Below are 21,510 nucleotides of genomic sequence, written 5' to 3' on the forward strand. Positions count from 1 at the left end.
ACATTCAATTGTTTACTTTCTGACACGCCGAGCGGTGAGCATCACTATCGTAAGCCCAACGGATGTGGTTTCCATTGAACTGAAAAGGTCACTATGAAAATCAAACTCTTGGCTTTATGTATCGCGTCCTCGATTTACCATCCATCAGTGATGGCAGAGGAAGAAACACAAACAGAAGAGCGCAAAAGCCAAACAGTATTCATCGATGAAAGCGATGACTGGTTACAACTCAAATCTGGTGAAGTGATCAAAGGGGAGCTGACTGGGACGATCAAGGAAGAAACCAACTCGTTCGATCAAGAAGTTGAATTCGATAGTGATGATCTTGGTGATCAAGAGATCGAACTGGAAGACATTGCGGTGCTAGAGACAGCAAGTTTCTTTACCATTCGAACTTCTAGTGGTGATATCTACGATGGCTATTTGTCGATCCGCGAAGACAAGTTATACCTCAGCAATGATGGTGAGGAGATCGCATTCCCCGTGACAGAAGTCGTGTCGATCTATCGTGGTTCAGAGACAGATTCAGACCACTGGACGACTGAGATCTTTTTGGGATTAGACATCAGCAAAGGCAACACTGATGAGTTCTCACTCCTTGGTGAAGTAGAAGCGGAAAGAAATACCGTTGGCTCGCGCACCAAGTTAAAAGCCAAACACGAAAACTCCAAGACCAATGATGAGACCACCGCGAATAACAGTTCGTTTGATGGCTCCTACGATATTTACCTAAGTAACCGACTCTTCTTTAGGCCACTTAAGCTCTCATTGCTCAGAGATGAGTTCCAAAACATTGATTATCAAGTTAATGCCTCGATGCAGATGGGTTACTTCATCATTGCTAATTCACAGACAGAATGGGATGTCTCCATCGGTCCCGGTTACCAGTACACCGATTTTAAAACCGTTGAAGAAGGGGAATCTGGCGATGCAACCAGTAACACCTTAACCTTCGAATCTAACTTTGAGTATGAACTGACCGATGACATCGATTTCAGTCATACCTATAACCTCAACTGGGCGAGCAACGATGCTGGTGGTACTCGACATACCAACGAGCTTGGTTTTGATATCGACCTTGTTGATGATCTTGATCTAAGCATTAAAGCGATTTGGGATCATGTTTCGGATACCAAAGCCGATGCGGAAGGTGTGGTGCCAGAGAAAGACGACTATAAGTTCCATTTTGGTCTGACTTACGAGCTGTAGTTTGGGTGGTTATCGGTAATCAATCGCTATTTTGGTTTATGACAAAAATGTCATCTTCGAGATAGGTTGATGTCAGGTGTGTTGTTGAATAATGAAGCCATTGAAAACAAACACACTCAAAGGTCATCAACATGAAAGTACTGAAAACCGCTCTCCTTGTAACAACAATGGCAATCACTAGCGCATCAGCATTCGCTCAACCGACTTTCACTGGTGGAAAATACATTAGCCGTGAAGAAATGAAGACCATTTCTGTTGAGCCAACGGCAACCTCGGATGCGGCTTATCAACAAGCGTTAGCTGAACTAAACTCTTTAAAAGACATGTCGTCTCATGAGCTTAATAAAGAGTTGAACATCGTAACTTTCGATGTCGCGAGAAACAGCACGCACCTGCAGGACGGTGGTTTTGTTACGGTACAAGAGCGCATGAACGAGCAGGGACAGTTGGAATATCTGGGTACTGTGAACGTGAAAGTGAACTACGCACAGCGCGACAGTAATCGATAAAAACATTGAATGAAAAGAGTATGATGCAATTTGTGTCGTACTCTTTTTGCGATCGTCTATGCTGAGCACATCCCGTTGAGATAGAGGGCTGAAATTGAAACTACTGATTGTAGAAGATGAAGTAAAAGCAGGGGAATACCTGCAAAAAGGGTTGGTGGAATCGGGCTACGTTGTTGATTGGGTTCGCGACGGTGTCGATGGTTTGTATCACGCCACCAGTGAACCTTATGATCTTATTCTTCTCGATATCATGCTGCCCAAACTCGACGGTTGGCAAGTGCTCAACACGCTGCGCAGTAGTGACATTCACACCCCAGTTATTATGCTTACTGCCAAAGAACAGATAGAAGATCGCGTGCGTGGCTTTGAGTTAGGAGCCAACGACTACGTGGTAAAACCTTATGCGTTTGCTGAGCTGCTGGCACGCATCCAGAATGTTTTTCGTCATCATACTTCTTCTCGTGTACAGACCTCCTCTCAGACGCTGCAAATTGCCGATCTAGAGCTCGACATGATGAAGCGAGTGGCAACGCGAGGCGGGCAAAGTATTACGCTAACGGCAAAGGAGTACGCGCTGCTTGAGCTGCTGATGCGCAAAGAAGGTCAGGTGTTATCACGGACCACCATTGCGTCATTGGTGTGGGACATGAACTTTGATAGCGATACGAACGTGATTGATGTCGCCATCAAACGACTGCGCAATAAAGTCGACAAGCCATTTGAAACGCCTCTAATTCATACCATTAGAGGGATGGGGTATAAGCTGGAAGCGCCAGATGTTTAAACGCCCAGCCAACCTATCCATGCAAAATAAACTGGTGCTGATGTTTGTAGGCACGACGCTGGTGGTGTACCTCGCTTTAGCTTTTATCCTCTATTACACCATCGAGCGCCATTTCTTTACTCAAGACTATAACGAAATGGTCAGCAAATATAATGCGATAGAGAAGACCATGATGGTTTCTCCTGAGTCGGCTTATCTGCTTATCGACAACAGCTCCGCTTACATGTGGGCGTTTGAGGAGGGAGAGCAGACCTACAAAAACTCAACGCTTTCTATTCCTAACAAACTGTCTCTCACCTTGAGTTCACCGCAGATTTTGAATCAAAACAATGCGATTGAATGGCATGAAGATTCTTTGGATATTCGAGCCTTCGCCTTTAAAGCCAAAGATGTCACTGTGGTGATAGGCACCAGCATTAACCACCATATACTGTTCCTCAACAAACTGGGGTGGATACTATTCTGGTCGTTGGGCTTTGCGTTTTTAGCTTCTGCTCTATATAGCCGAACCATAGTAAATCGAGGTTTGAGGCCGATTCTTACCTTAAACAAACACATCCAACATATTACCCCTGAACAGTTAGATATTCGTATTGACCCTGAGACGTTGCCGATTGAGCTAAGAGAGTTAGCGATAAAGCACAATGCGATGTTGGATCGATTACAAACCGGCTTTCATCGTTTGAGTGAGTTCTCCTCTGATATTGCTCATGAGCTTAAAACGCCGCTGACTAACATCACCACTCAAAACCAAGTAATCCTTGGCGCTGCCCGCAGTTCTGAGGAGTATCAAGAAGCGATTGCTTCTACTTTGGAAGAGCTTGAACGGATAACTAAAACCATCAATGACTTACTGTATATCGCCAAAGCAGAAAACAAACTGATCCATCGACACAACGAGCGCTTCGCAGCTCATGAACAAGTGGCTCATTTGATCGAGTACTTCGAAATACTGGCGGAAGACTCAGCATTGGCCATTACCACTTCAGGTGAGGCGATGCTGTATATGGACCGAAACATGTTTGAGCGCGCTATCAGTAACTTATTGTCCAACGCGATTCGCCATGCGTATGACGAGACGACGATTTCGGTTGATATTGAGCAGGTTGGTGAACTTGTGAAGATAACCGTCAGCAACGTTGGTGAGGCGATTCCCAAGCAAAACCTGCCGTATCTGTTTGACCGCTTTTATCGGGTCGACAAGTCTCGCCAACATTCAGGTAGCGTGGGAGCCGGGCTGGGTTTGTCGATCACTCAGTCGATTGTTCACGCCTACGATGGAAGCATAAGCGTCACTTCAGAAGATGGCCAAACCCAGTTTTGTTTGATACTGCCAGCGGCTAAAGCTGACTCAGCAGTGGAATCACTTCCTCAAGAGACGCTTTAATGATGACTTTGTCTTCGAGCTCTGGCAGAGGTGGAAGCAAATCCGGAATCATTACAGCTTGGCATTTCGCAGCGAGTGCGGCTTTGATGCCGTTGTTCGAATCTTCCAATACTAAGCACTGCTTGGCGTCCACACCTAAGTGGCGATAAGCCATCTGATAGCAATCAGGGTTTGGTTTGCCACGTTCTACATCTTCTGCGGTAATCACTAAATCGAACTGTGCAAGGTACTCGCTGCCTGAGAAATTGTGTTTTACCTCAGGAAGGTGAGAAGAGGTAACAATCGCGGTTAATAAGCCATGTTGTTTGATGGCATAAAACAGTGCGTCGAATCCGGGTTTGAGCGCAATGCCTTGGTTTCTGAGATTATGGAAGTGCTCATCTCGCACGGCTTTATAGCGCGGCATATCGATGGCGTCTTGAAAATGCTCGGCGAGTATTTTTTCACATTCAGGATCTTGGACACCGATAAACTGTTGGTAGAAATCATCGGTGATGGTTAAGCCTTGCTCGGTAGCGGCGTATTGCCAACTTTGTTTGTAGATGGATTCGGTATCGAAAATCAGTCCATCCATATCAAAAAGTACAGCTTTTAACATTGGGTAGGGCTCCTACGTTTTTGGGTGTAGAGCGGCTGACATTGTTATCTTGTTATACCTAAGCAACCTCGAATCCTTTTGAAGGTGGCTTGGGTATAAAGTGTGGCGTTAGAATGGGCTCTCTTTGCCGAGTTCATTGCAGATCTCGACAATCGCAAGCGAGAGCCCTGACTTAATGATTTGTTGTTGACGTTGCAGTTGTAGCTGATAAAACTCAAGGTCGATGTCGTCATCTGGTTCGTTGGCTTCCAGTTGCACCATGCCCATCTTCTTCACCAAATGCAGCTTTTTGATTGGATCTAGAATATTAGGGTCCGTGAACTCGTAGTCAGAAGCGTCGCTATTGAGATGGTTTTTGAGCTTAATGATGTCTTCGATGTCGTGGTAAATATCATCGGGAAGCACACCCAAGCCAAACAATAACTTCAAACGAACAGACAGATCGCCCAGCGGTCCCGAGTCTTGTAACAGCGGACCGACAACCGATTGAACAGCGAAGTTATCTTTACGAAAAATTCTTTGCACTAACCCGTCGATCGAATCGTTAAAAACGTCGACTGCTGCAATGAAAAAGCCTCGTACCGATGGTGCGCTGTTTAATCGCTCAATGATCTCGGTTTCGTTGATGTTATCTGCCATATACTGAATACATTTCTAATTATTAGCTATCCCAACTCTTCAATGGAGATGGATATAGAAGGGGAGCCAAGCTCCCCCAGGTAAATCAAAGTTGGTTGTAAAGTGTCTCGATTTGAGTCACTTCAGCACTGTTTTCTGTAAGACCTGTGTATGTCGCTAGCGTCTTCTTCACACCCACTTCTTTTAATGAGTTTTGTAGCTCTACGGCTTGTGGGTCAGTGTCGTTAGTGTACTTCAACGCAGCGGCAATGCCTTTCAAAAGTGTCTTATTTTCAGTGCCATACTCAATTGTACCGAGTAAAGGCTTCACTAATCTATCGTTTGCACCTAATTTACGAATTGGTTGACGACCTACGCGATCAACCTCATCCACTAAGTATGGGTTGGCAAAGCGTCCTAGAATCTTCTCGATGTAAGCATTGTGCATGTCACGGTCGAAACCGTAACGTTTGATCAGCACTTCACCACTCTCTTGCATCGCCTGTTTTACTTCAGCATGAATACTTGGGTCTTCAATCGCTTCACGAATAGTACGATGGCCTTTCAAGCAACCTAGGTAAGCGGTAATGCAGTGACCTGTATTGAGTGTGAACAGCTTGCGTTCTACAAATGCCATTAGGTTGTTGGTTTTTTCCATGCCTGCGATATCAGGGATTTCGCCCTTGAATTGCTGTTCATCCACAATCCATTCGCTAAAGCTTTCTACCGTCACTTCTAGTGGGTCATCGTTCGCCGCTTCTGCTGGTGGTACGATGCGGTCTACCGCTGAATCGACAAAGCCAACCAACTCGTCTGCTTTTGCGTGCAATGATTCATCCAAGTGTTTGTACACTTCACCTTTTAGGTGTGTGGTACCGCGAACCATGTTTTCACACGCGATGATGTTCAATGGTTTATCGTTGCCTGCTGCAAAGCGCTTAGCAATGCCGGTAGCGATGGTTTTTGCAATGATGTCCAGTACGTTAGGGCCCACTGCTGTTGTTACCAAGTCGGTTTTTACAATGCGGTCGATGACATCTTCACTAGCTGAGTTAACCGCGGTGACGTGAGTTACTGTGTCGATTTGGCACTCAGTACCGACCACTTTTACTTTGTATTCTTGCTTGTGACTCAGTTGATCGATGAGTGGTGCATCAACGTCTGCAAATGTCACCTCGACTTCTGCGTCTGCTAATAGTTTACCGATGAAGCCACGACCAATGTTACCTGCGCCAAAATGAACTGCGTTTTTCATAATTCTTACCTACCAATGTCTGAAATGTTGACTAAACGAATTTAGGGTGAGGCCAACCGCATAGGGGGTGACAGCTGACCTCGGTTTGCTCAGGAGCAAATTAAAGGGAGTGATTAAGCCGCTTGCTGGCCGCCAAGGATGTTCAGAATCTCTTCCACATCGTTGGTGCTAGTTAGCTTCTCAATTGCCTCCGGCTCATCGAGCGCGTTTGTAATGGTGGTAATCACCTGGATGTGCTCATCGTTCTTAGCGGCAATGCCGATAACCAGTTTCGCTACATCATCGTCGTCTTCAGTAAATTGGATACCCGATGGGTATTGGCAGATTACAATGCCGGTTTTCTTCACGCGGTCTTTCGCTTCTACCGTACCGTGAGGTACTGCGATAGATTCGCCTAGGTAAGTTGGAACCAACGCTTCACGTTCAAACATCGCGTCTACGTATTCTGGTTCTGCGTAGCCAAGTTCAACCAATTTGTTGCCTGCAAAGCGAATTGCTTCTTCTTTGTTGGCTGCTTTCAAACCTAGGTGAATGTTCTCACGCTGGATTTGGAATACAGATGGTTGTTGTGGCTCAAAGCTGTCATCGTTCGCCGCCATGACTGACACTTTTACCATCTGGTCGTCATTGGCTGCGGATTGGTTTTGTGCTGCTAGTAGTTTGGTGACTAGCTGGTTGTACATTTCGCTATCTAGGAAGTTAGTCAATGAAATGTGCTGTGCGTTTGGAGCATGCTTACGTGCACGATCCGTTAAGTCTTTATGAGTAATCACGATATCTGCACTCTCTGGTAAGCTGTTAATGGCAAGGTTGGTTACGTGGATGTTCAGACCTGCGTCTTGAACCTTTTTGCGTAGCATGCTCGCGCCCATTGCACTCGAGCCCATGCCCGCATCACAAGCGACAATGATGCTTTGTACTGTCGCTAGGTCTACGTCACCTTTGCTTTGGCTGTTTACCACCGCATCGTTTTTAGATGCAGATTTCATGTCTTTCATTTGTGATGTTGCTTTTTCTAGTGCTGCTTCATCACCGTCTTCTTCTGTTGACGTTTGTGTCTTCATTAGCAGAGCTGCTACGGCGAATGACACGCCTGTTGCTGCTGCGATAGACGCTAGAACACCAACGATTGAACCTTTCTGAGTCATCAACAAGATTGCAAAGATTGAACCTGGCGATGCTGGAGAAACGATACCTGCGTTAAAGATAGTTAGAACGAATACGCCAGTCATACCACCTGCGATAGCCGCAAGGATTAGGCGAGGGTTCATTAGGATGTATGGGAAGTAAATCTCGTGGATACCGCCGAAGAAGTGGATGATTGATGCACCACCTGCCGTTTGACGAGCCGTACCTTTACCAAACACCATGTAAGCTAGCAGGATACCTAGACCAGGGCCTGGGTTTGCTTCGATTAGGAAGAAGATCGATTGACCTGTCTCAGACGCTTGTTGGATACCCAGTGGAGAGAAGATACCGTGGTTGATCGCGTTGTTTAGGAACAGGATCTTCGCAGGTTCAACGAAGATTGAAGTCAGTGGTAGTAGGTGAGCAGAAACTAGGAAGTTAACGCCTGCCGCCAAGCCACCAGAAAGAATTTTTACGAATGGACCGATAAAGATGAAAGCAAGGATCGCACATAGCATGCCGATGATGCCCGCAGAGAAGTTGTTAACCAACATCTCGAAGCCACTTTTTACTTTACCATCGATGTAGTTATCGAATTTCTTGATCGCCCAGCCGCCCATTGGGCCGACCATCATTGCACCCATAAACATTGGGATGTCTGTACCGACAATCACACCCATTGTTGTGATTGCACCGACTACCGCACCACGATCGCCACCAACTAATTTACCACCGGTATAACCGATAAGTAGTGGCAGCAAGTAGGTAATCATTGGGCCAACCATAGAGGCTAACGTTTCGTTTGGTAGCCATCCAGTTGGGATAAATAGAGCAGTGATAAAGCCCCACGCGATAAACGCGCCGATGTTTGGCATTACCATGTTTGACAGAAAACGACCAAAATTTTGTATCTTGATCTTGGCATCTGGTGATATCATAACAATTCCCCGTTCGATGTTCTGATGAATCTTGTTGTAGTAAACGGTTCGCCAAAACCGTTTGTTTGATTGCTTAGTACCCAATCAATTTACCACACATTTTCCAATTGGAACTGACAACGGGTTTTTCGTGATCTACGCCCGCATTTCTTAGGCTGAGAAACGGTTTTTAAGTGACCAAGTTCAACTTATTAACTTGTAACTTAATAACAAAAAGCCACTTTCAAATCTGTCAATAAAAATCTTAGTGATCAATTCGATCTTCTGACAAATTTAAAATCAAAATAATTTGTGACTTTGATCACTTTTGATTTCTTTTGAAATTCAAATTAAATACCAGTGACGATCGATGTCACATTTTGTTTCGATTTGGTCTGGATATAAAATGTGATCTAAGTCGATTTTGGTGTTTTGTGAAAGTTTGCGACGGGATTGGCGTGATCAATGTCATTGCGACTCTTCGATAGAATGTATTTATAAGAGTCTTTTCGGCGTACTTCACGAAGTGCTCTTATCTAATTGATAGAAAAGTAAAAGAGAGTCGCTACACTGTTTTTATTGACTCACAACTCCCTTCTTACTCAATGCTCTTACTTATGGCTGCTAATTGCATGGTAGGTGATGTATTCATGAGTTTGCTCGCGTCCCATATACCTTGCCAACGTCTTTTCTTGAACATCGCGCAAATCCACCGTAATCAACCCATCTAGAGCATTATTGAATGCAGGATCGACATTAAAGCACACCAGTTTGCCATTGAGGCTTAAGTACTGACGCAGTAACACGGGCACACCTTTCCCTTCATCGATTCTGGCAATTACGCGTGATAGTAACTGTAAATCTCCCAGAGCAGTAAGCATGCTGGTGTTCCAGTCACGGTGGTGCTCAGGAAGTGGGTTAGAAGGCGTGACGTACTCTGCGCAGTTGTTATCGTAGTGGTGAAGCGTCATTGATTGAGCCAGCAGTTGGCGTGCAGTATCGCTATAGTCGTTGCTAATGCTTACCGGACCAAATAGGTGAGTGTAATCTGGGTTTTGATGCACGAAGGTTGCGATGCCTTTCCACAGCAGCAATAGCGCGCTCATGCTCTTTTGATATTGCTGTGCAATCACTGAGCGCCCCATTTCGATGGATTTACCCATTTGGTCGATAAAGCGTTGGTCATAGTTAAACAACGTTCGTGAATACAGACCTGCTACGCCGTGCTTTTCAATCAGTTGATCAACCAGACCTAAACGATACGCCCCTACCAAGCAATGGCTTTCTCTGTCCCACACAAACAGATGCAGGTAATCATGATCGAAATGGTCAATGTCTATTGCTAGTCCCGTCCCTTCGCCAACCTGTCGAAAATTGAGCTCACGTAGGCGACCAATTTCATGCAGTAGGGAAGGGATATTCTGCGACTCCGTGCAGTAGACATCGAACTCACCACTTGTTAGCAGCTTGGACTCTTTTGGTAAGCTGTTCAGCTCTTCAAGCAATTCGCCCACGGGTAACCCTGCCGCTATTGGAGAGAGCCGTTCTGATGAGGAAGAGGGCTTCACTGATTGGGTTTCACGATTGAGTAAGTAAGTGTTGAGCCGCAAATAGTTCACCACTTGATCATCGTTAAGTGTGCTGATTTCTTTGAATTTGATTGATTGGCCAAAAGACAAGTTGATGGTTTGTGCATGTTTGTTCAGCAGTTCTCGCCCGAGCAGTAAGGTACGCAAAAGTGGATGGATTTTCCCTGCCATATAGAAGCGTTTCGAGTTTTGACCGCTGATGAATACCGGAACTGTTGTTGCTTTGTTTTTTCGGATTAGGCTGCTGACGCTTCGACTCCACGCTTTGTCTTCCAAGCGTTGCTGTTTGGCATCGACTAACTGGGAAACCTCGCCGGCAGGAAAGACAAGCAATAAGCCGCCACTTGCGAGGTGTTTATTGGCCGCTCTCAGGGCTTTCATATTCGATTTGACGGCGTCTTTGCCTTCAAATACATCGACACCAATAAAGAGCTGATCTAACTCCGGCACGGTTTTAAGGTATTGATTAGCTAGGATTTGGATATCGCCTCTGACCATCAACAGTAATTCAGCCAAGATCACGCCTTCCACACAACCAAGCGGGTGGTTCGCCACAATGACGGTAGCACCTTGTTTAGGAACTGAATCGAGTGAACCATGGGCAATGCGATAGTCGATACCTAAGATATCCAGCGTGAAGCGAAGAAAAGTTTTGGTATCGGCATTAACAGGGCGTTGGGCGTAGAACTTATTAAGTTGGTTTAAACCAGTTGCCCATTCAGCAACGTTTTCACCAATGCCAAACGGCGTTTTACGTGGGAGACGAAAAGGGGTCGAACTATCCATATTTACCTCAGCGTACAAGTTGCTGATTGGATAGTAGAAATTACATATGACAGTAAAGAGGCAAAAGCATGAGCCTTTGGTGACAAACCAATGAAGCTTTATTGACCAAAGGCATTGAGGCGAGAGTTACCAATGGTTGCGTTAGGTTTTATCCCCAGCGAACATTAAGAAACTCAACGAGTTTAGTGTTTCCCCCAGGCTTTCGAGAGAGCTCAATACCTGCTTGGTTGGCTCGTTGTCTAACAGAATACGCCCATCAAAGCCCTTGCCTTCGCAATCCTCCTCAGTACAAGCAATCGCTGACTCGTCTAGAGCTGCGTTTTCGACCACTTGTTCTTCACTCATCTCCTCAGAGGAAATCTCGTCAGCACTCAAACAAGAGGCAGAGACGAGTAGGCCACTGAGCAACACCATCAACTTTGTTTTTAACATAGTAATGAAACTTGAAAATAAAACACTGTTCGATTTTATGCTATTGCGCTTATCATTTCGAGCGATATGACAAAAACTTAGCTTTCAGTCGCTATTTTCCTGCGGTATCTAGGCTATGTTATCTAGATAACAAATTGATTGGTTTAACGAAATTAGGAGGATGAATGGAGCGGATTTCCAATAAGTCGTCACTGTGGCTAGGGCTGAGCTTAATCATCGGGTTAGGAGTGTTGGGCTTTTTCATTCAACAGACCGCGGTAAAATACAAAGCCTATGAACGCGTAGTGACGGTAAAGGGCTTATCTGAGCGTGAGTACCCAGCAGATACGGTGATTTGGCCAATTCAGTTTACTGTTGCGAGTAATGATATGCCGACGATGTTTGATGAGATTGATCAGCAAACTAAGCTGGTGCTCGATTTTCTGGCTGCTAAAGGGTTGGATGAATCAAACTTTTCTCTTTCCTCTCCTGCAGTAACAGACCGCAAAGCGCAGCAATACGGCAATGAGCAGGACATTGAGTATCGTTACTTAGCCAATCGAACGGTGACGGTTTATAGCCAGAATATTGATGTCGTCAGAGCGGCGATCAATGAAATTGGTGAGCTAGGTAAACAGGGTGTTTTGCTTAACCAAGACCCTTATGCAAATCGTGTTGAGTACAGCTTTACTAAGCTTAATGACATCAAGCCAGATATGATTGAGGAAGCGACCAAGAACGCTCGTGAAGTGGCAGAGAAGTTCGCCAAAGATTCGCAAAGCTCGCTTGGTAAAATCAAGCGTGCGACGCAAGGCCAGTTCTCTATTTACGATCGTGATAGCAACACGCCGTATATTAAGAAAGTACGTGTTGTTTCAACCGTTCAATATTACTTGTCGGATTAACTCTATTTCTTGCTAACCCTGAGTAACAGTTGAAGCCAGTCATTTGATTGGCTTTTTTAATGCTCAATTAATTGCATTTTAATTGCCGCTCTTTTTCTGATTTGTGCAAGTGATCTTTTATAAAACTAAGTTCTTATTTGTTTGGCGATGAAGTTGATAAAAGTCAATTCAGAGAAGGAGTTAGAGGCGTAATTTTGACCGCACTGATTAGCTAGAAGGAATTACTAGAATGGCATTTAAACATTACCTCAGAGAGTTACTGGGTTTGACCATCGTGGTCTCTGTGGTGTTCGGGGTTTTGAGTATCTTATTGGATTTCTGCGCCCTTGCGGCACTGTGCGAGCATCAAGAAAATATCGCACATATCTTCTTCCACGAATCGTTTTACTTCGTCGCGTTTCTGATCCCGCCTTATTTCTTGTGGAAAGTCATTAATCGCCCTGACTTAGTCGCAGCGACAGAGGATTACCAAGTCAGCAAGCTTGAGTTAGAGCGCCCCTAGCTCTAAACAAACCTCAGTTCCAAACTACCTCTAAAGTTAGTGTTGGGTTGTTGGTATTGGATGGAATCTCTGTCTTCCTGATACAACAAAGGCCCGTAGATTTCTCTACGAGCCTTCTGAATTTGGTGGCCCCTCCCAGACTTGAACTGGGGACCAATCGATTATGAGTCGACTGCTCTAACCACTGAGCTAAGGGGCCTTAATAGGTCAACGATTATAGGGGAAGCGTTGCAAGGTGTCTAGCCACTAGGTAGGGCAATTGCGCTTAGTTTTTATTCACTTAGCTTCACGGATAATAAAAAAGGTGACCGTTGGTCACCTTTTTTGATTTTAATCGCTTCGATTACTCGTCTAGGAAGCTGCGCAGTGTTTCTGAGCGGCTTGGGTGACGTAGTTTACGTAGTGCTTTCGCTTCGATCTGACGGATACGTTCACGAGTAACGTCGAACTGCTTACCAACTTCTTCTAGAGTGTGGTCAGTGTTCATGTCGATACCAAAGCGCATACGAAGAACTTTTGCTTCACGTGGCGTTAGGCCTGCAAGTACGTCTTTTGTTGCCATTTTCAGGCTTGTCGCAGTTGCAGAATCTAGCGGTAGTTCTAGCGTTGTATCTTCGATGAAATCACCTAGATGCGAATCTTCGTCGTCACCGATTGGTGTCTCCATAGAGATTGGCTCTTTAGCGATTTTCAGTACTTTACGAATCTTGTCTTCTGGCATCTGCATGCGCTCTGCCAGTTCTTCCGGTAGAGGCTCACGACCCATCTCTTGCAGCATTTGGCGAGAGATACGGTTTAGCTTGTTGATCGTTTCGATCATGTGTACCGGAATACGAATCGTACGTGCTTGGTCCGCGATTGAACGAGTGATTGCCTGACGGATCCACCACGTTGCGTAAGTCGAGAACTTGTAACCACGACGGTATTCGAACTTATCTACCGCTTTCATCAGGCCGATGTTACCTTCTTGGATTAGATCCAAGAACTGTAGACCACGGTTGGTGTATTTCTTCGCGATAGAAATTACTAGACGTAAGTTCGCTTCAACCATCTCTTTCTTCGCACGGCGAGCTTTTGCTTCACCGATAGACATGCGACGGCTGATGTCTTTAATGTTTTGAACGTTTAGAGAAGTCTCTTCTTCAATCATTTTTAGTTTAGTGATTGAACGACGGATTTCTTCTTCGCTACGTTTGATTTTTTCAGCGTATGGCTTGTCAGATGATAGGATTTCATCCAACCATGCTTCGCTTGATTCGTTGCCTGTGAACAGTGCAATGAATGATTTCTTCGGCATTTTGCCGTATTCAACAGCAGCCTTCATGATCAAACGTTCTTGAGTACGAACGCGATCCATTGCCGTGCGCAGTTCATTCACTAGGTGATCAAACTGTTTTGGCGTTAGACGGAATTCTTTGAATACGTCTAGCATCAACTCGTTAGCTACTGTTGCTTTCGGGCTCTCGTAACCGTGCTCGTTGATTGCAAGCTGAAGGTTTTGGTACGTGCTGCGTAGCTGGTTGAATTTCTCAAGCGCTAGCTCTGGGTCGATACCAACATCTTCTTCAGAATCATCTGAATCGTCATCGCTCTCTTCGTCGTCATCAACGTCTTCTTCGTCTTCTTCTTCTAGCTGAGATTCAGTCAGTTCAGAACCGATGTGCGTTGCTGTTGGTGCAGCTGTGTCGTCTGCATCAGGGTCAACAAATCCAGAGATTAGGTCTGTTAGACGAAGTTCTTCTGCTTGAACTTTGTCAAATTGCTCAAGAATGTATGGGATAGTACCAGGGTATTCAGCAACAGACGATTGAACTTGGTTAATACCTTCTTCAATACGTTTTGCGATGTCGATTTCGCCTTCGCGAGTCAGCAGCTCTACAGTACCCATTTCACGCATGTACATACGCACTGGGTCTGTTGTACGACCAATTTCACTTTCTACGCTAGAAAGTGCTGCTGCTGCAGCTTCTGCTGCATCTTCATCGGTAATGTTTGTGTCATCGTTCAGTGCTAGATCATCGGCATCAGGGGCAGTTTCTACTACCTTGATACCCATATCGTTGATCATCTGAATGATGTCTTCTACCTGTTCTGAATCTACGATTTCAGCAGGCAGGTGGTCATTTACTTCGGCGTAGGTCAGATAGCCTTGTTCCTTGCCTTTGATAACAAGTAACTTTAGCTGTGACTGCGGATTTTGATCCATAGACGGTATCCAACTTCGTAATCTGGTGAAGGAATTAGTATGCGAAATGCAAACCACTTACTATAGCAAATTTAATTGTTGCTGACTAATTAATCAGGGTTACGCTTTTAAATCTAGCATTAAAGCTAGCAGCTCCCTTTTCTCTTCGGCTGATAAACCGACACTTCTTGCTTTGGCCTGCAGGTTTTCAATTTGCTTTTCTACGCACTGGGCAATAATTTTATCCAGTGAGTCTAAAAATATTTCTTCTAGGTTGTCTTCTACGAGGGGAATATCCCAGCTCGCGAGACGAGACAGAAGGGTCTCATTTTGGCTATTTCGCCAATGCTCTAATAATTGGCCTGTATTGATATGGGGATGTGCCTGACATTTATCAAGTACATCAACAAATAAACTTAGTCCTGGTATTGATAAATCTCTTACCGAAGACAAATCAGGTACCATTTGAGCATAGCTCGGATTTTGAATAAGTAGAGCGATTACCTCACGCATTGGAGTTCGTTTGATCTCTTTGTGCGGCTGAGGTCGAGTTTCGCTCGTCTTCTTACGCGGTTGGCGTAAGCGGTTATCAAAGCCCGTGCGTTCATCAAGCAGCTTTTCGAGCAACTCTTGAAAGTAGGGGTCAGGTATCTTGTCGATTAAGGCACTCGCGTAGGCACGCAGTGCGGATTTACCCTCATTGTTGCCCAAGTTGATTTGGTGCAATTCAATCAGGTTATCGAAAAGATAGCTCGAAAGCGGTGTCGCTTGTTCAATTTGTTGTTCGAAGGCTTGCTTGCCATATTTGCGAACGTAGCTGTCCGGGTCTTCACCATCAGGCAAGAACAAGAACTTCAATGTGTTACCTGTTTTTAGGTATTGAAGTGCGTTCTCTAACGCGCGCCATGCGGCTTCTTTACCTGCTCGGTCACCGTCATAACAACACACAACGGTGTTGGTTTGTCGGAACAGCATTTGAATGTGGTCACCGGTCGTTGACGTGCCCAATGAAGCGACAGAGTAATCTACGCCATATTGCGCCAAAGCCACCACATCCATGTAACCTTCAACCACCAAAATTCGTGGTGGTTCACGATATGCTTGTAAAACTTCATAAAGGCCGTAAAGCTCTTTACCTTTATGGAAGATAGGCGTTTCTGGTGAGTTTAAGTATTTCGGAGTGCCGTCGCCAAGAACGCGACCACCAAATCCAATCACTCGACCACGACGATCACGAATCGGAAACATGATACGACCACGGAAGCGGTCATAACGATTACCTTTGTCGTTCTCGATCAACATGCCGCCAGTTACAAGCATGTCTTGGTTGTCTTTGTTCTGGCCGAAGTTCTTACGGACTAAATCCCATTCATCAGCCACATAGCCGATGCCAAACTTCTGTACGATTTCGCCAGATAGACCGCGATCTTTCAGGTACTCAATCGCCACTTTGCTTGCTGGTTGCTTGAGTTGGTTACGATAGAACTGAGCAATGCTGCCCATCAAATCGTAAAGACTGCGTTTTTCACTGCTGCTTGCTTGAGGACCAGATTTAAACTGACCACCGCCACCACTGCGCTGTTCGCGTGGTACATCCAAACCAAGGTAAGACGCCAGTTCTTCAATCGCTTCGACAAACTCTAACCGTTCGAACTCCATAATGAAGTCGATGGCATTGCCGTGCGCGCCACAGCCAAAGCAGTGATAAAACTGTTTCTCTTGGCTAACGCTGAAAGAAGGGGTCTTCTCGTTATGGAAAGGGCAGCAAGCACCGTAGTTTTTGCCTTTTTTCTTAAGTTTTACGCGCGCGTCGATGATATCGACAATATCGAGTCGAGCTAGGAGGTCATCAATAAAACTGCGAGGGATGTGTCCAGCCATAAAACCTAACAAAAAAAGAAAATCATGATTGGTGTGAATGGGTTACAGAGAAAAGCATGTGTACGGCTTTTTGTTATTCCATTCTGCCAGATACAAACAAGCCGTGCGTTCCAAAGGATAGCACGGCTTGCTGCAATTGGGTGGGGTATTAAGCCAATTTAGCGCGAACTAGACCGCTTACTTTACCCATATCTGCACGCCCTTGAATTTGCGGTTTCAGAACGCCCATTACTTTGCCCATGTCTTGCATGCCAGCTGCACCAGATTCCGCAATTGCATTCTCGATAAGAGCTGCAACTTCTTCGTCTGTCAGTGGTTGAGGCATAAAGTCCTCAAGAACCGTAATTTCAGCTTGTTCCGCATCAGCTAGATCTTGACGACCCGCTGCTTCAAATTGCGTTACAGAGTCGCGACGTTGTTTAACCATCTTAGTCAATACAGCAAGAATGTCGTCATCGCCCAGAGTGATCTGTTCGTCAACTTCACGTTGCTTAATTGCTGATAGAGCTAAACGAATAGTACCAAGGCGCAATTTGTCCTTGGCTTTCATCGCTAATTTTTGCTCTTCTTTGAGTTTATCAATCAGAGCCATAACTAAATTCCTTTCCGGAGCTCAGTTATTAGTACAGGCGAACGCGACGAGCGTTTTCGCGAGCAAGCTTCTTAGCGTGACGCTTTTGAGCTGCTGCTTTAGCGCGTTTGCGAACTGTAGTTGGTTTTTCGTAGTGCTCACGACGACGCACTTCAGAAAGGATACCTGCTTTTTCGCAAGAGCGCTTGAAACGACGTAGAGCAACGTCGAACGGTTCGTTTTCACGTACTTTAACTACTGGCATATGCCTTTCACCTCAGGGGTTATTCGTTAACGCTGGATTTCAGTAAACCAAATCACAATTGTTTGGTCTATTACCAGCTTGATCAAAAATGGTGCGGAATTTTAATCCGATCACATAAGCTTTGTAAAGCCTTTTATCGCTTATTGTCTGTACAAAATTTGTTTGAAGCACCAAGGCAAGGTAATATGACGCCCAAATTTCCTCTATATAGAAAGCCCACTGAGAAAACCATGCGCATTATCGGTATTGAAACCTCATGTGACGAGACTGGCATCGCGATTTACGACGATGAAAAAGGTCTGCTATCACACCAGCTTTACAGCCAAGTAAAACTTCACGCGGATTACGGTGGCGTGGTGCCTGAGTTGGCTTCACGTGACCACGTTAAGAAAACCATTCCTCTCATTAAAGAGGCGCTAAAGGAAGCAAACCTAACCCCGAAAGACATTGATGGTGTGGCGTACACGGCAGGCCCTGGTCTTGTTGGTGCTTTGCTTGTTGGTGCAACGATTGGTCGCAGTATCGCTTACGCTTGGGGCGTACCTGCGGTACCTGTTCACCATATGGAAGGTCACCTTCTTGCGCCTATGTTAGAAGATAATCCACCACCGTTCCCGTTTGTTGCGGTATTGGTATCAGGTGGTCACTCAATGATGGTGGAAGTGAAAGGCATCGGCGAGTACAAAATCCTAGGCGAATCGATCGATGACGCAGCGGGTGAAGCGTTCGATAAAACCGCCAAGCTAATGGGCTTGGATTACCCAGGTGGTCCACTGCTATCTAAACTGGCAGAGAAAGGCACACCGGGTCGCTTTAAGTTCCCACGTCCAATGACCAATGTGCCAGGTTTGGACATGAGCTTCTCTGGTCTAAAGACTTTTACTGCTAATACTATTGCGGCAAACGGTGATGACGAGCAAACACGCGCGGACATCGCTTTAGCATTCGAAGAAGCCGTGTGTGCAACACTCGCAATCAAATGTAAGCGTGCACTAGAGCAAACAGGCATGAAGCGCATCGTTATTGCTGGCGGTGTAAGTGCTAACCGTCGTTTGCGTGCTGAGCTTGAGAAGCTGGCGAAGAAAGTCGGTGGTGAAGTTTACTACCCACGCACGGAATTCTGTACCGACAACGGTGCGATGATCGCCTATGCTGGTATGCAGCGTCTGAAGAATGGTGAAGTGTCAGACATGGCCGTGGAAGCGCGCCCACGTTGGCCAATCGACCAACTGACGCCAATCGCGTAAACAAACTTCAGCTGAAGGTTTGAAATAGATTCACGATAATAAAGGTCTCTGCTCATCAGAGGCCTTTATTTTTAGCTAACGAATTGAAAGGCTTCGTGTAATTAATGTGAAAGTCTGACTGATGCGAGCAGTTCTATATTGTTTTGGTGATAGGATGATGCGCAAGAATAAGAAATGGATATAACAATGAATAAGTTTGAAATTGAAGGCCAAGAACTTGCTTACTTAGATAAGGGCGAAGGTCCTGTGCTTCTGTTTGGTCACAGCTACCTTTGGGATTACCAAATGTGGGCTCCACAAATTGAAGTGTTGAGCCAATCGTACCGTTGTATTGTGCCAGACCTTTGGGGGCATGGTGAGTCAGATGCTGCGCCAGCTTCAACCCGTTCTTTGGTGGATTACGCTCAGCACATGCTGGCATTGATGGATCATTTGGAGATCGAACAATTCTCAATTGTTGGTTTGTCTGTCGGCGGCATGTGGGGTGCAGAGCTGACTTCTCAAGCGCCGCAGCGTGTGAAGTCATTGGTGTTGATGGATACCTTCATTGGGCTTGAGCCTGAAGTGACGCACAAGAAGTACTTTGCGATGTTAGATACCATCAGCCAAGTGCAAGCCGTGCCAGCGCCAATTGTTGAGGCCGTTACTCCTTTGTTTTTTGCCAATAATGCCGAGCAAGTGAACCCTGAGTTAGTCGCTTCATTCAAACAAAGTCTTGAAGCTCTGCAAGGTGAGCGTGCCGTTGAAGTCGCTCGTATTGGACGCATGGTGTTTGGTCGTCGTGATGTGATTGAAGATTCTGAGATGTTCGCATTGCCAACGTTGATTGCGGTTGGTCGTGAGGATAAGCCACGTCCAGTGTTTGAATCTTACTTAATGAATGATTGCATTACGGGCAGTGAGTTAGTGGAGATTCCTGAAGCGGGACATATCAGCTCTTTAGAACAGCCAGAGTTCGTTAACCAAATGCTGTTGAATTTCCTCAACAAAGTACATGCATAAAATCTTGAACAGCATGATTCAAATACAAAAAACTCGGCATTAAGCCGAGTTTTTTTCTATCAGTTTCTTCTCGCCAATCTTGGGCTCTTCACCGGACAATAATCGGCGGATGTTTTGATGGTGCTTAAAGACGATTAAACAACACAACATGGCCACAGGCAGAGTGTATTGGGGTTTGAACATCCAAGTATAAAGAGGAGTAACCAGCACCGTCACCAAGGCAGCCAAGGAAGAGTAACGGAATAAAGCCGCCACAGAGAGCCAAGTGAGCATCACCAGCCCAGTTAAATCCAAACCAATCGGCGCAATTGCGCCCAGTGCCGTTGCAACGCCTTTGCCACCTTTAAAGTGAAAGAAGATCGGATACATATGGCCAAGACAGGCCGCGATGGCGATAACACCAAGGATAATTGGGTCGATACCAAGGAAGTAGCCACCCCAAACTGGAATGGTGCCTTTGAGCATATCGCAAAGCAATACGGCAATCGCGGCCCCTTTACCACCAATACGTAATACGTTGGTGGCGCCTGGGTTATTCGAGCCAACTTTGCGTGGATCTGGCAGTCTCAGCAAACGACAAATTAGAACCGCACTGGAGATCGAACCCAGCAAATAGGCGGCCATTGTCATTATTAGTGCCAGTGCGTCCATAGAAGTCCTTGATGGATTGGAATTTAATGCTCAGTTCCTGAGTAATTGCTATCATACCGCGATTCGGCTGCGAGCAAAAATACTCTCTGCGATAGAGCTTGCATTATGGGATTTCTTGTATATAAAGAGTCTTCACAGTTTATACCCAAGCGACTTTTTGCCACCAATTGACGTGGTTAAAGGCCGTAGCAGGTTGCTTGGGTATAGAATAGTACGATCAAAATGCCCAAATCGGGTATCCGACCTCTGTAATAGAAGGACATAAGATGGCTCTGGATAAAGTTTTTATTGAACAGTTAGAAGTGATCACCACCATCGGCGTTTACGATTGGGAACAGCAAATCAAGCAGAAGCTGGTTCTGGACATCGAAATGGCGCACGACAACAAGCCTGCGGGCAAGAGTGATGATGTTCAAGATGCGTTGGATTACTCACAAGTGAGCGAAGCGGTGTTAAATCACATCGAGAATGGTCGCTTTTTGTTGGTGGAACGCGTGGCAGAAGAAGTCGCAGAGCTTATCATGCAACGTTTCTCTGTTCCTTGGGTGAAGATCCGTCTAGCAAAACCAGGTGCTGTACCTCAAGCACGCGCTGTTGGCGTTGTGATTGAGCGAGGTCAGGCATGATCAAAACGTATATCGGTGTAGGGACCAATATTGACCGAGAACATCACGCACTTGTGGCTTATCAAGAGCTGCAAAAGCTTGGATGTGATCTGAGTGTTTCGCCGATATACGAATGCGAGCCAATCGGCTTTAGCAGTCAAAACTTCTACAACTTCGTGATTAGTTTTTCCACGGAGTTATCACTCGAAGAGTTGAGTCACCGCTTACGCGAGATTGAATTTCAGTGGGGGCGTGAAGAAAACGCGCAGAAGTATCAGGATCGAACTTTAGATCTCGATATAGTCTTGTTTGGTGAGTGCATTTCGCAGCAAAAACCTGAGCTACCTCGCAGTGATATCTACAAATATCCTTTTGTAACAAAGCCCCTGTATGATCTCGAACCTCAATTGGTGATCCCCGGCGATGGAAGAACAATCGCAGATATTTGGCAGGTGATGCAGCCTGTCGATTCACTCAAACCAGTTTCTTTTTCACTTTAATCTGA

At 45.5% G+C, this 21,510-nt stretch carries 21 protein-coding genes and 1 tRNA gene; 10 read left to right on the forward strand and 12 right to left on the reverse strand.

Going from position 1 to position 21,510, the window contains the following annotated elements; all coding sequences use genetic code 11:
- Positions 1–93: 93 nt before the first annotated feature.
- The 4 genes from KIT90_RS07000 to KIT90_RS07015 all read left to right on the forward strand — a co-directional run bounded on the left by KIT90_RS07000 (position 94) and on the right by KIT90_RS07015 (position 3,889).
- The gene (locus tag KIT90_RS07000) at positions 94–1,209 is read left to right on the forward strand and encodes a YdiY family protein (RefSeq protein WP_285375991.1); all 1,116 of its coding nucleotides are present in this window, start codon (positions 94–96) and stop codon (positions 1,207–1,209) included.
- Positions 1,210–1,340: 131 nt separating this feature from the next.
- Positions 1,341–1,718 carry a DUF3316 domain-containing protein gene (locus KIT90_RS07005; RefSeq protein WP_009707777.1) on the forward strand — a complete coding sequence of 126 codons (378 nt, stop codon included), beginning with the start codon at positions 1,341–1,343 and terminating at the stop codon, positions 1,716–1,718.
- A gap of 94 nt (positions 1,719–1,812) precedes the next feature.
- On the forward strand, positions 1,813–2,502 hold the full coding sequence (locus tag KIT90_RS07010; RefSeq protein WP_005437415.1) for a heavy metal response regulator transcription factor: 690 nt from the start codon (positions 1,813–1,815) through the stop codon (positions 2,500–2,502).
- A complete protein-coding gene (locus KIT90_RS07015) occupies positions 2,495–3,889 on the forward strand; it encodes a heavy metal sensor histidine kinase (RefSeq protein WP_005437416.1) in 1,395 nt (464 codons plus the stop codon). The genes KIT90_RS07010 and KIT90_RS07015 overlap by 8 nt, the downstream gene beginning before the upstream one ends.
- Here the strand turns inward: KIT90_RS07015 and KIT90_RS07020 are convergent.
- The 6 genes from KIT90_RS07020 to KIT90_RS07045 form a co-directional block, all read right to left on the reverse strand.
- Entirely contained in the window at positions 3,843–4,487 is a 645-nt protein-coding gene (locus KIT90_RS07020) for an HAD family phosphatase (RefSeq protein WP_077261924.1), read from the reverse strand. The genes KIT90_RS07015 and KIT90_RS07020 overlap by 47 nt on opposite strands.
- Positions 4,488–4,595: 108 nt before the next feature.
- Entirely contained in the window at positions 4,596–5,126 is a 531-nt protein-coding gene (locus KIT90_RS07025; RefSeq protein WP_285375994.1) for an MltR family transcriptional regulator, read from the reverse strand.
- Positions 5,127–5,211: 85 nt separating this feature from the next.
- Positions 5,212–6,360 carry a mannitol-1-phosphate 5-dehydrogenase gene (locus KIT90_RS07030; RefSeq protein ID WP_285375997.1) on the reverse strand — a complete coding sequence of 383 codons (1,149 nt, stop codon included), beginning with the start codon at positions 6,358–6,360 and terminating at the stop codon, positions 5,212–5,214.
- 113 nt (positions 6,361–6,473) lie between these two features.
- Positions 6,474–8,426 (reverse strand): PTS mannitol transporter subunit IICBA, encoded by a 1,953-nt coding sequence (locus KIT90_RS07035; protein ID WP_285375999.1) that lies wholly within the window; start codon positions 8,424–8,426, stop codon positions 6,474–6,476.
- 590 nt (positions 8,427–9,016) lie between these two features.
- Positions 9,017–10,780, reverse strand: a complete 1,764-nt coding sequence (locus KIT90_RS07040) for a lysophospholipid acyltransferase family protein (RefSeq protein WP_285376001.1) — start codon at positions 10,778–10,780, stop codon at positions 9,017–9,019.
- Between the two features lie 141 nt (positions 10,781–10,921).
- Positions 10,922–11,212: a hypothetical protein gene (locus KIT90_RS07045; protein ID WP_285376003.1), complete on the reverse strand. Its 291-nt coding sequence runs from the start codon at positions 11,210–11,212 to the stop codon at positions 10,922–10,924.
- A 164-nt stretch (positions 11,213–11,376) separates the two neighbouring features.
- On the opposite strand from KIT90_RS07045, the gene KIT90_RS07050 reads away from it, so the two are divergent.
- Together KIT90_RS07050 and KIT90_RS07055 are read left to right on the forward strand one after the other, a co-directional pair.
- Positions 11,377–12,096, forward strand: coding sequence for an SIMPL domain-containing protein (locus KIT90_RS07050; protein WP_005437434.1), 720 nt, complete (start codon positions 11,377–11,379; stop codon positions 12,094–12,096).
- A 229-nt stretch (positions 12,097–12,325) separates the two neighbouring features.
- The gene (locus KIT90_RS07055; RefSeq protein WP_005436028.1) at positions 12,326–12,598 is read left to right on the forward strand and encodes a hypothetical protein; all 273 of its coding nucleotides are present in this window, start codon (positions 12,326–12,328) and stop codon (positions 12,596–12,598) included.
- Positions 12,599–12,721: 123 nt separating this feature from the next.
- Here the strand turns inward: KIT90_RS07055 and KIT90_RS07060 are convergent.
- The 5 genes from KIT90_RS07060 to rpsU all read right to left on the reverse strand — a co-directional run bounded on the left by KIT90_RS07060 (position 12,722) and on the right by rpsU (position 17,500).
- Positions 12,722–12,797 (reverse strand) — tRNA-Ile (locus KIT90_RS07060).
- Positions 12,798–12,941: 144 nt separating this feature from the next.
- Positions 12,942–14,804: an RNA polymerase sigma factor RpoD gene (gene rpoD / locus KIT90_RS07065; RefSeq protein WP_054823018.1), complete on the reverse strand. Its 1,863-nt coding sequence runs from the start codon at positions 14,802–14,804 to the stop codon at positions 12,942–12,944.
- A gap of 99 nt (positions 14,805–14,903) precedes the next feature.
- Positions 14,904–16,664 (reverse strand): DNA primase, encoded by a 1,761-nt coding sequence (gene dnaG, locus KIT90_RS07070; protein ID WP_005436030.1) that lies wholly within the window; start codon positions 16,662–16,664, stop codon positions 14,904–14,906.
- A 148-nt stretch (positions 16,665–16,812) separates the two neighbouring features.
- Positions 16,813–17,256: a GatB/YqeY domain-containing protein gene (locus tag KIT90_RS07075; RefSeq protein ID WP_020193982.1), complete on the reverse strand. Its 444-nt coding sequence runs from the start codon at positions 17,254–17,256 to the stop codon at positions 16,813–16,815.
- A gap of 28 nt (positions 17,257–17,284) precedes the next feature.
- Positions 17,285–17,500, reverse strand: a complete 216-nt coding sequence (gene rpsU / locus KIT90_RS07080; protein WP_001145625.1) for a 30S ribosomal protein S21 — start codon at positions 17,498–17,500, stop codon at positions 17,285–17,287.
- Between the two features lie 230 nt (positions 17,501–17,730).
- On the opposite strand from rpsU, the gene tsaD reads away from it, so the two are divergent.
- Together tsaD and KIT90_RS07090 are read left to right on the forward strand one after the other, a co-directional pair.
- Positions 17,731–18,747 carry a tRNA (adenosine(37)-N6)-threonylcarbamoyltransferase complex transferase subunit TsaD gene (gene tsaD / locus KIT90_RS07085; protein WP_009707767.1) on the forward strand — a complete coding sequence of 339 codons (1,017 nt, stop codon included), beginning with the start codon at positions 17,731–17,733 and terminating at the stop codon, positions 18,745–18,747.
- Positions 18,748–18,933: 186 nt separating this feature from the next.
- Positions 18,934–19,749 (forward strand): alpha/beta fold hydrolase, encoded by an 816-nt coding sequence (locus KIT90_RS07090; protein WP_285376007.1) that lies wholly within the window; start codon positions 18,934–18,936, stop codon positions 19,747–19,749.
- A gap of 39 nt (positions 19,750–19,788) precedes the next feature.
- Here KIT90_RS07090 and plsY read toward each other — a convergent pair whose 3' ends face one another.
- Complete coding sequence (plsY, locus tag KIT90_RS07095) at positions 19,789–20,400, reverse strand: glycerol-3-phosphate 1-O-acyltransferase PlsY (protein WP_285376009.1); 612 nt, start codon at positions 20,398–20,400, stop codon at positions 19,789–19,791.
- A 266-nt stretch (positions 20,401–20,666) separates the two neighbouring features.
- Between plsY and folB the strand changes: the two genes are divergently transcribed.
- Entirely contained in the window at positions 20,667–21,026 is a 360-nt protein-coding gene (folB, locus tag KIT90_RS07100; protein WP_005436044.1) for a bifunctional dihydroneopterin aldolase/7,8-dihydroneopterin epimerase, read from the forward strand.
- Positions 21,023–21,505 carry a 2-amino-4-hydroxy-6-hydroxymethyldihydropteridine diphosphokinase gene (gene folK, locus KIT90_RS07105; protein ID WP_039841437.1) on the forward strand — a complete coding sequence of 161 codons (483 nt, stop codon included), beginning with the start codon at positions 21,023–21,025 and terminating at the stop codon, positions 21,503–21,505. Before folB ends, folK begins: the two co-directional genes overlap by 4 nt.
- Positions 21,506–21,510 lie beyond the last annotated feature (5 nt).

It is taken from the genome of Vibrio sp. B172a (genome assembly GCF_030248355.1).
GTDB lineage: Bacteria > Pseudomonadota > Gammaproteobacteria > Enterobacterales > Vibrionaceae > Vibrio > Vibrio owensii.

Coding starts and splice junctions, on each gene's coding strand:
- KIT90_RS07075 (WP_020193982.1), bottom strand. CDS start 17,256: ATGGCTCTGATTGATAAACTCAAAGAAGAGCAAAAATTAGCGATGAAA.
- KIT90_RS07020 (WP_077261924.1), bottom strand. CDS start 4,487: ATGTTAAAAGCTGTACTTTTTGATATGGATGGACTGATTTTCGATACC.
- KIT90_RS07090 (WP_285376007.1), top strand. CDS start 18,934: ATGAATAAGTTTGAAATTGAAGGCCAAGAACTTGCTTACTTAGATAAG.
- tsaD (WP_009707767.1), top strand. CDS start 17,731: ATGCGCATTATCGGTATTGAAACCTCATGTGACGAGACTGGCATCGCG.
- dnaG (WP_005436030.1), bottom strand. CDS start 16,664: ATGGCTGGACACATCCCTCGCAGTTTTATTGATGACCTCCTAGCTCGA.
- KIT90_RS07025 (WP_285375994.1), bottom strand. CDS start 5,126: ATGGCAGATAACATCAACGAAACCGAGATCATTGAGCGATTAAACAGC.
- plsY (WP_285376009.1), bottom strand. CDS start 20,400: ATGGACGCACTGGCACTAATAATGACAATGGCCGCCTATTTGCTGGGT.
- KIT90_RS07000 (WP_285375991.1), top strand. CDS start 94: ATGAAAATCAAACTCTTGGCTTTATGTATCGCGTCCTCGATTTACCAT.
- folB (WP_005436044.1), top strand. CDS start 20,667: ATGGCTCTGGATAAAGTTTTTATTGAACAGTTAGAAGTGATCACCACC.
- KIT90_RS07040 (WP_285376001.1), bottom strand. CDS start 10,780: ATGGATAGTTCGACCCCTTTTCGTCTCCCACGTAAAACGCCGTTTGGC.
- KIT90_RS07015 (WP_005437416.1), top strand. CDS start 2,495: ATGTTTAAACGCCCAGCCAACCTATCCATGCAAAATAAACTGGTGCTG.
- KIT90_RS07045 (WP_285376003.1), bottom strand. CDS start 11,212: ATGTTAAAAACAAAGTTGATGGTGTTGCTCAGTGGCCTACTCGTCTCT.
- KIT90_RS07055 (WP_005436028.1), top strand. CDS start 12,326: ATGGCATTTAAACATTACCTCAGAGAGTTACTGGGTTTGACCATCGTG.
- KIT90_RS07035 (WP_285375999.1), bottom strand. CDS start 8,426: ATGATATCACCAGATGCCAAGATCAAGATACAAAATTTTGGTCGTTTT.
- KIT90_RS07050 (WP_005437434.1), top strand. CDS start 11,377: ATGGAGCGGATTTCCAATAAGTCGTCACTGTGGCTAGGGCTGAGCTTA.
- KIT90_RS07005 (WP_009707777.1), top strand. CDS start 1,341: ATGAAAGTACTGAAAACCGCTCTCCTTGTAACAACAATGGCAATCACT.
- folK (WP_039841437.1), top strand. CDS start 21,023: ATGATCAAAACGTATATCGGTGTAGGGACCAATATTGACCGAGAACAT.
- rpoD (WP_054823018.1), bottom strand. CDS start 14,804: ATGGATCAAAATCCGCAGTCACAGCTAAAGTTACTTGTTATCAAAGGC.
- KIT90_RS07030 (WP_285375997.1), bottom strand. CDS start 6,360: ATGAAAAACGCAGTTCATTTTGGCGCAGGTAACATTGGTCGTGGCTTC.
- rpsU (WP_001145625.1), bottom strand. CDS start 17,500: ATGCCAGTAGTTAAAGTACGTGAAAACGAACCGTTCGACGTTGCTCTA.